At 53.8% G+C, this 8741-nt stretch carries 6 protein-coding genes; 2 read left to right on the forward strand and 4 right to left on the reverse strand.

Annotated features, from left to right (window positions below; all coding sequences use genetic code 11):
• Positions 1-34: 34 nt before the first annotated feature.
• From endA to metK, 4 genes are all read right to left on the reverse strand, one after another.
• A complete protein-coding gene (gene endA, locus MXF20_RS13235; protein WP_325969748.1) occupies positions 35-742 on the reverse strand; it encodes a deoxyribonuclease I in 708 nt (235 codons plus the stop codon).
• A 78-nt stretch (positions 743-820) separates the two neighbouring features.
• A complete protein-coding gene (locus MXF20_RS13240; protein WP_325969749.1) occupies positions 821-1333 on the reverse strand; it encodes a SprT family zinc-dependent metalloprotease in 513 nt (170 codons plus the stop codon).
• Positions 1334-1437: 104 nt separating this feature from the next.
• Positions 1438-2832 carry a sugar porter family MFS transporter gene (locus MXF20_RS13245; RefSeq protein WP_325969750.1) on the reverse strand — a complete coding sequence of 465 codons (1395 nt, stop codon included), beginning with the start codon at positions 2830-2832 and terminating at the stop codon, positions 1438-1440.
• A 521-nt stretch (positions 2833-3353) separates the two neighbouring features.
• Positions 3354-4505, reverse strand: a complete 1152-nt coding sequence (gene metK / locus MXF20_RS13250; protein ID WP_021506636.1) for a methionine adenosyltransferase — start codon at positions 4503-4505, stop codon at positions 3354-3356.
• A 795-nt stretch (positions 4506-5300) separates the two neighbouring features.
• Here metK and speA point away from each other — a divergent pair.
• Together speA and MXF20_RS13260 are read left to right on the forward strand one after the other, a co-directional pair.
• Positions 5301-7280, forward strand: coding sequence for a biosynthetic arginine decarboxylase (gene speA, locus MXF20_RS13255; RefSeq protein WP_325969751.1), 1980 nt, complete (start codon positions 5301-5303; stop codon positions 7278-7280).
• Between the two features lie 708 nt (positions 7281-7988).
• Positions 7989-8684, forward strand: a complete 696-nt coding sequence (locus MXF20_RS13260; RefSeq protein ID WP_325969752.1) for an EAL domain-containing protein — start codon at positions 7989-7991, stop codon at positions 8682-8684.
• Positions 8685-8741: the final 57 nt, after the last annotated feature.

The following is an 8741-nucleotide window of genomic DNA, read 5'->3' on the forward strand; positions in this document are numbered from 1 at the left end:
CCCAATCGAAAAAAGCTAGTGTAGGGTAGCGCTTTCAGCGCTGGCAAGCCTGCTGTACCCAGGAATTGTGATTTCCCTGCACTGCAGCGATGCGCTGGTCGCGTTCGCACTCCCACGGCGTGACCGGATACTGCTTGTTCCACGCGGTGAACAACTGGGTTTGCTGGCGTGACAGGCGCAGATGATACTGGTCGCGCATATAGAAGTAGGTGCGGGCGATGGCCCCGCGCGCGCGTTCGGGAGGCTCAGCGCGTTTCTGCTTAAAATCGACCTTCATGCTGCACTGGCCGTAGGGCTGTTCGCCGCCGTTCCACTGGCTGTACTGGAAGTTATTGCGGTCGCCGTTCACTTCGCCAATCGCCGGCTGCAGGTTGTGCAGATCGCTCTCAATGCGGCGATAGTCTGCGTCTTTGCTGCAGTTTTTGCGTCCGCCGTTTTGCCAGCACTGGCGCTGATGACCAAACTCCCACGCCGGCATGACGTGCTCCCACTCTATGCGTTCCGCGCGGTTGGCGTTTTTGCGCACACTGTAGCCACAGCTGCTGAGATCCGGCACGCCTTTTTTACCGTGCCAGCTGATTTTGCAGCCGCAGTAGAAGTCCGCTGGCGCATCCGCGTTAATCTTTGCCGCGACCACTTTCGCCTGCTGAAAATTGTTCTGGTTGTAATGGGTGAGACTGAGGCTGTACGCGCTGAGCGGCGCGACCAGCAGAGAGAGTAATAACAGCGTTTTGCGAGACATATTCCAAAAAATAACCCGGTACCGAAAAAGGGCGGCAGGGTATCAGAATGGTCGGGCGTGGGGAATGAGAATCGCGGACTAATCCGCTGCGTATTCACCGGGTTGCAGCAGCGTGCCGCAATGCACGCAGCGATATTCGCTCTCACCGCGCTGTACGCGGTTATGACGGCGCACCGTCAGCTGATGCTGCTGACAGCGACAGCGATAGGGAAAGGTATTGCTGCGCACCGAGGCGATTTCGAACTGGTGGGTGCGCCGTGCGGGGACGCCAAGCACGTCCTCCATCATCCACTTCCACTCTTTACCGTGCGGCGGCACGCGGCCAAAGGTTTTCCACACCAGCAGATGCGCCAGCTCGTGCGGTACCACTTCATCGACAAACGCCTGCTGGTTTTCCAGCAGCAGCACCGGGTTGAGGCGAATCTCCCACTGCTGCAGCCAGGCGGTGCCCGCGGCCGTGCCGCGCTGCTGATAAACCAGCGTCGGCTCATCGAAATGACGTTCGAGTTTTTGCTGAGCCAGCTGCAAAAAATGGCGCAGCGAGCGCATGACAGCTTGTTGCAGGGCGATGGGCAGGCGTGGCGTTTTCATGTGCGGCAGCATAAGGCGTTGTGGCAGGGGACGCAACTGCATGCGCACAGGCGGCAGATAAAAAAAGGGCCGCCCTGCGGCAGCCCCGGTTAATCCATCTGGCCTTACTGGTGGCCGATGTCGCGTAGTTTTTTGCCCGACATCAGGTTGCGTTCGATGTGCTCCAGCGAGACGTTTTTGGTCTCCGGAATCAGCACTACCGTCAGCAGAATAAAGAACACGTTCAGCGCGGCGTAGACCCAGAAGGTCGGCGCGTTGCCCAGCGAGTTCAGCATGGTCAGGAAGGTGGCACCGACGATCATGTTGGCAATCCAGTTGGTCGCGGTAGAGACGGTGATACCAAAATCACGTCCTTTCAGCGGCTGGATTTCCGAACACAGTACCCAAATCAGCGGACCGGCCGACATCGCGAAGCCAACAATAAACATCAGCAGCATGGCGATGGCAAAGTACTGCTCACCGGCGGAGTTAATGCCAATGTGCAGCATGGTGCCGAGGATGCCCATACCGGCTGCCATCACCAGGAAGCCCAGCACCAGCGTTGGTTTACGGCCCCAGCGATCGACCAGGCCGATAGCAATAAAGGTCGCCAGCACGTTCACCAGACCCACGATCACGGTGCCCCACATTTGCTGCGTGGTATTGGCGAAGCCGGCGATTTCGAAGATTTTCGGTGCGTAGTACATGATGACGTTCATACCGGTGAACTGCTGCATCACCTGCAACAGCACGCCGAGGAACACCGCGCGGCGGAAGTTGCTGTTGCTCTGGAACAGCTGCCAGCCGGACTGTTTGATCTTCAGGCTTTCGCGGATTTCATCCAGCTCGCGTTTCGCCTGCTCGCTGGTGTCACGCAAGCGATCCAGCACGCGCTGCGCATCGCGGAAGTCGCCTTTGGCCGCCAGCCAGCGCGGGCTGTTTGGCAGGAACACCACGCCAACCAGCAGCAACACCGCCGGAATAGTGATGATGCCCAGCATCCAGCGCCAGTCGCCCGAGGCACTGAACGCGGTGTCAGACAGGTAAGCGCCGAGAATACCGATGGTGATCATAAGCTGATACAGCGAAATCATACTGCCGCGGATCTTCTCCGGTGCGATTTCCGAGAGATACAGCGGTGCGGTATAAGAGGCAACGCCGACGGCAAGGCCGAGCACCACGCGCGCGGCAATCAGCATTTCCGGGTTTGGCGCCATCGCCGACCACAGTGAACCGATGACGAACAGGATGGCACCGGCCATCAGGCTCTTTTTACGGCCGAGACGCGAAGACATCCAGCCGCTGCCCACGGCACCGACCGCAGCACCAAACATCATTGAGCTGACGATCCACTCCTGCTGATGTGCGGTAACGTTGAAATCTTTCGCGATGAAGGGCAGGGCACCGGCGATAACGCCGATATCCAGACCGAACAGCAGGCCCGCCAGAGCGGCCAGAAAGCAGACAAACAGGGTCATCGCCTTGTTTGAGGTTCTGCTTTTGTGAGTATTACCAGGCATATTGCCTCCGAAGTTTATCCATCTTTGTTGTTATCAATGTTAAGTAAGCTGCCTGCGGGAAAAAGTGAGTGCGATCACATCGATGTAATCGGTTACACACGCTGAAACCCTGTAATCCAGCATTTTTAGCCCGAATCAGCCACATAACCAGTAAGGTATAGCACCCTTTAAGTTTCTGACATCACTATAAATATCGGCTATCAGACGACGCTGAAAATAACGCATTTTCATCACCGTGACTACGCTGAAAAATCTCTAAATTTAAGATATTAAAAGGATTTCAAAATGTAATCGTTAACACTTTGTTGTAAGCGCAGTGCTAACAGTGTAGACAGCGCTGAAAAATGCGCCTGCGGTGCTGTAGACAAAAAGTGTGATGGTGCCGGGGCGGGACAGGGGATGCGGTCGGAAGCGCGAGCACGGCGATTATGCCTGTAAAAAAGCCCGCTTGCGCGGGCTCGATTTTACCTTCTCCGCGAAGAAAAGGTTGGGGTGAGAGCCGATGCCCGCACCCGCTGTGATTACAGGCCTGCGGCCTCGCGCAGCTGGGCGGCTTTATCGGTCTGTTCCCACGGGAAGTGTTCACGACCAAAGTGACCGTAGGCAGCGGTTTCTTTGTAGATGGGCTTCAGCAGATCCATCATCTGAATCAGACCGTATGGACGCAGGTCGAAGAACTCACGCACCAGCAGCGTCAGCTGTTCGGTTGAAACTTTCTCAGTACCGAAGGTTTCCACCATGATTGAGGTCGGTTCTGCCACGCCAATGGCGTAAGAAACCTGGATTTCGCAGCGATCGGCCAGGCCAGCAGCAACGATGTTCTTCGCCACGTAGCGCGCAGCGTATGCGGCAGAACGGTCTACTTTCGACGGATCTTTACCGGAGAACGCACCGCCGCCGTGACGAGCCATGCCACCGTAGGTATCAACGATAATCTTACGACCGGTCAGGCCGCAGTCGCCCATCGGGCCGCCGATCACGAAACGACCGGTTGGGTTGATGTGGTATTTGGTGCTGGCGTTGATCCACTCGGTCGGCAGTACCGGCTTGATGATCTCTTCCATCACCGCTTCACGCAGATCGGCCTGTGAAATCTCTTCTGAATGCTGAGTTGACAGCACTACTGCATCGATACCGACAATCTTGCCGCCGTCGTACTGGAAGGTAATCTGGCTTTTGGCATCCGGACGCAGCCAGGGCAGCGTACCGTTTTTACGCACTTCAGCCTGACGCTGCACCAGACGGTGCGCGTAGGTTACCGGTGCCGGCATCAGCACGTCGGTTTCATTGGTGGCGTAACCAAACATCAGGCCCTGGTCGCCCGCACCCTGCTCCAGCGGATCGGTGCGGTCTACGCCCTGGTTGATGTCCGGCGACTGCTTACCAATCGCGCTCAGCACCGCACAGGAGTTGGCATCAAAGCCCATATCGGAATGAACATAGCCGATTTCACGTACGGTATTACGGGTGATCTCTTCAATATCAACCCATGCGCTGGTGGTGATCTCACCGCCAACCAGCACCATACCGGTTTTTACGTAGGTCTCGCAGGCAACGCGCGCTTTAGGATCTTGTTCGAGGATAGCGTCCAGCACGGCATCGGAAATCTGGTCTGCGATTTTATCAGGATGTCCTTCTGATACGGACTCGGAAGTAAAAAGGTGTTTAGCCATTCTGTTCTTTACCTTACAAATGGTTTGAATTCGACTGCATAGCGTAAGCGGGATGATGCCAGCTCGACGCCCCTTCAGGCAAAGCCGCAAGCAGTAGGAAGTGTCAGCGTACCAGGCTCACACCGCCTGGATGTTAATCAGTTTAGATGGAAAACCATCTGGACGGCTATTTTAGGTCACTCAGTGCGCGTTTTTCCAGTGCTTTTTCGCCATGAGCATTTATCGCTACAGTTCAACTGGAATATTTTCCTGACACCTGCCGCAGCGCGCCGACAAAGATTTTGCATTTTGCCGCGTCAGACTGTATAAAACGCCGCTGTTGTCCCATGGATGACGCCCCCGTGCGTCGCGCTGTCAGAGGCTGTTGCTCTGATTTTCATCCACTCCGTTTCCGCATGCTGTTAGCAGGCGCTGGAGGTGATAAAAACAATGAACCACATTTTCGCTCTCTTCGGTTCACGGCGCCGTTCTGGCGCGCTGGCACGCCTTTCCATTTCCAGTTCTGCTCTTTTCTCTCGTCGAAGTTTTCTGCGCTGCGGTAATTATCCCGACACGAGCGCCGGCTAAGCTATTCCTCCTGTTATTTGCTGTGTTTCACTCGCCTGTGGTGAGGCAACGCGGGACGATTTCGCCCGGTTGTTCACCGGTTCCGGCGCGGTGTTTTACACTTAATCTCAGCAACACGCTCGGTAACCTGCTGAAGTGAGATAAGCAGAATGAGGATATTTCCATCCGGCGCAGTAGCAGCAAAATCCGGCAACTTTTTCATATTTCAACGGAAAATTGAGGTTCGTGATGTCTGACGACATGAAGAATATCAAGGGTTCGTCAGCTGGCGAACAGGGTGTACTCCGCTCAATGCAGGAGGTGGCGATGAACGATCAGGACGCAAGCAAAATGCTGCGCACCTACAATATTGCCTGGTGGGGAAACAACTATTACGACGTCAACGAACTTGGCCACATCAGCGTCTGCCCGGACCCGGATCAGCCGGAAGTGCGCGTTGACCTGGCGAAGCTGGTAAAAGAGCGCGAGGCCGACGGTCAGCGCCTGCCTGCGCTGTTCTGCTTCCCGCAAATTCTGCAGCACCGTCTGCGTTCGATTAACGCCGCGTTTAAACGTGCGCGCGAATCTTACGGTTATAAAGGCGACTACTTCCTGGTTTATCCGATCAAGGTTAACCAGCATAAGCGCGTGATTGAATCGCTGGTCAACTCCGGCGAGCCGCTGGGGCTGGAAGCGGGCTCCAAAGCCGAGCTGATGGCGGTACTGGCGCACGCCGGTAAAACCCGCTCGGTGATTGTCTGCAACGGTTATAAAGACCGCGAATATATCCGCCTGGCACTGATTGGTGAAAAGCTCGGCCACAAAGTTTATCTGGTGATTGAGAAGATGACTGAAGTGCGTCTGGTGCTGGAAGAGGCGGAACGGCTGAATGTGGTGCCGCGCCTCGGCATCCGTGCTCGTCTGGCGTCGCAGGGCTCCGGTAAATGGCAGTCGAGCGGCGGCGAAAAATCTAAGTTTGGTCTGGCGGCGTCGCAGGTGTTACAACTGGTCGACATCATGCGCAAAGCGGGCCGCCTCGACAGCCTGCAGCTGCTGCACTTCCATCTCGGCTCGCAAATGTCCAATATTCGCGATATCGCCACCGGCGTGCGTGAATCGGCGCGCTTCTATGTAGAGCTGGCCAAGCTGGGCGTTAACATCAAGTGCTTTGACGTCGGCGGCGGGCTCGGGGTTGATTACGAAGGCACGCGTTCGCAGTCGGATTGCTCGGTCAACTACGGCCTCAACGAATACGCCAACAACGTGATCTGGGCCATCGGCGACGCCTGTGAAGAGCACGGTCTGGAACATCCGACCGTGATCACTGAGTCAGGGCGTGCGGTGACCGCGCACCACACCGTGCTGGTCTCCAACATCATTGGCGTCGAGCGCAACGAGTTCAGTACGCCGGTCGCACCGGATGCCGACTCACCGCGCCCTATTCAGAGCCTGTGGGATACCTGGCAGGAGATGCACGAACCGAACGTACGCCGCTCGCTACGCGAATGGCTGCATGACAGCCAGATGGATCTGTTCGATATCCATACCGGCTATTCGTCCGGCACCTACGATCTTGGCCAGCGCGCCTGGGCTGAGCAGCTGTATCTCAGCATCTGTCATTACATTCAGCAGCATCTCGACCCGAGCAACCGCGCCCATCGGCCGATTATTGATGAGCTGCAGGAGCGCATGGCGGACAAGATCTACGTCAACTTCTCGCTGTTCCAGTCGATGCCGGATGCGTGGGGTATCGATCAGCTGTTCCCGGTGCTGCCGCTGGAAGGATTGAACAAAACCCCGCAGCGTCGTGCGGTACTGCTGGATATCACCTGTGATTCGGATGGCACCATCGATCACTATGTTGACGGTGACGGTATCGCCACCACCATGCCAATGCCAGAGTACGATGTGGATAATCCACCGATGCTGGGCTTCTTCATGGTCGGGGCGTATCAGGAAATCCTTGGCAACATGCACAATCTGTTTGGCGATACCGAAGCGGTGGACGTCTTCGCCTTCCCGGATGGCAGCGTAGAAGTGCAGCTGTCTGATGAAGGGGATACCGTGGCGGATATGCTGCAATACGTGCAGCTCAATCCTAACGATCTGATGACGTTATTCCGCGATCAGGTAAAACAGCAGCAGGATATCGACGAAGAGCTGCGCGCGCAGTTCCTTGAAGAGTTTGAGAGCGGTCTGTACGGTTATACCTATCTCGAAGACGAGTAAGTTACTATTTGCCACAGCGGGCTCCTGGTGGAGCCCGTTATTATCACCCCGCCTGACAATCCTTTCTGTCATTTATTCAATTCGTGATCGCAGTCACTCTGAAATTATCCTGCCCGGCACGGCGCAATCACTACCGTTTATTAACAAATGCTATCTGCTTAATTCTGCAATTAAAGCGTATCGGCAGCAAAAAAAACGTTTTTCAAATCTTTGACTTAGTGCTGGAAGTGCCCGCTATTGACCAATATTTCTTTTATGATTTCCTTGCTATGTATAATAAAAATTTAAGCATAAGGCGTTGGCTGGCATTTCTGTCTGGCTGGTTTTTTTTGACGCTTTCTGGAATCCCGGTGCCCGGGATGAAAAATGCCATGATAAGCTTAAAAATTCAAAATAAGTGTGTTTTTAGATTTTTAATTCTTAAAAATCATAGTCTTATTTTATTTTGATGTTGATGGCACAAAACCGACGTGACTGAAAACCAGGAATTATCTGATCTTTATATGAAACATGTGGCGAAAATGAACCTTAATTGATTGGTTTAAACGATTAAAGTTCGCACTGTCGTTTACTGAAATCTATTTTTCAAAATGTAAGTTGTAAGTTAACCTTCAGTTAAGGTGTTAAGTTTTATCGATGTTTCCCTTACAAATCACATGAGAAAAGCTGACAGTTTACCCTGCTATTAGCCAGTGTAAGGATCGTGAAATGAACTGCAAACCCGATTACATCCTGATGCTGGAGCCGGTTCACGCGATTTCCGGTGAGGTTGTGGCATGGGAATTGTTAACGCGTTTCGCAGATGATGCAGATACCAATAATAAGCGTAACCCTGACAGGGATGCAGGGTTCTTCAGTCAGCTTTCTGCTGATGAAAAATGGCAGTTATTCCTCCACCAGGTCGAAAAACTTATTCAGCTGTACCATGCGGGGTTTGAGCAGGTCATTAGCGTAAACGTAGACAGAGATATTGTTGCCAGCATTTTTAAAGATGCTGAAACACAAAGAAAACTTGCCGCGCTACCGCGACTACGGCTGGAAATCTCTGCTTTCTTTACCGCGCGCTTTAATAGTGCCGATCTGCTGATCCTCAAAGGCGTAGCCAAAGTTACGCCGGCTCCGATATGGCTCGATGACTTTGGTCCGGGTTATTCCAACCTGACCATGCTCGATAGCGGAATATTTGACGTCGTCAAGATTGATAAAAATTTTTTTTGGCAATTTGGCGAAGATCGCACTTTCGACATTCTGCTCGACCACCTCAATCAATTATGTCGCGGCGTGATTGTTGAGGGTGTTGAACATCAACGTCAGGTTGATTTGCTGTCGCAAAAATCTATTTACGGCATGCAAGGCTACCACTGGAAGAGCGTCTATCTCACTGATTTGTTAGCGCAAGTCTGAAAAGAGTTCGACAGAGCTATTTCTCGGACGGGCGGCAAATAACGACTCAGCGCGTTT

The organism is Pantoea dispersa (assembly GCF_035783935.1).
GTDB classification, from domain to species: Bacteria; Pseudomonadota; Gammaproteobacteria; order Enterobacterales; family Enterobacteriaceae; genus Pantoea; species Pantoea dispersa_C.

Bases quoted from the DNA above. Each gene is read 5' to 3' on its own strand.
- endA (WP_325969748.1), bottom strand. From the start codon at position 742: ATGTCTCGCAAAACGCTGTTATTACTCTCTCTGCTGGTCGCGCCGCTC.
- MXF20_RS13240 (WP_325969749.1), bottom strand. From the start codon at position 1,333: ATGAAAACGCCACGCCTGCCCATCGCCCTGCAACAAGCTGTCATGCGC.
- MXF20_RS13245 (WP_325969750.1), bottom strand. From the start codon at position 2,832: ATGCCTGGTAATACTCACAAAAGCAGAACCTCAAACAAGGCGATGACC.
- metK (WP_021506636.1), bottom strand. From the start codon at position 4,505: ATGGCTAAACACCTTTTTACTTCCGAGTCCGTATCAGAAGGACATCCT.
- speA (WP_325969751.1), top strand. From the start codon at position 5,301: ATGTCTGACGACATGAAGAATATCAAGGGTTCGTCAGCTGGCGAACAG.
- MXF20_RS13260 (WP_325969752.1), top strand. From the start codon at position 7,989: ATGAACTGCAAACCCGATTACATCCTGATGCTGGAGCCGGTTCACGCG.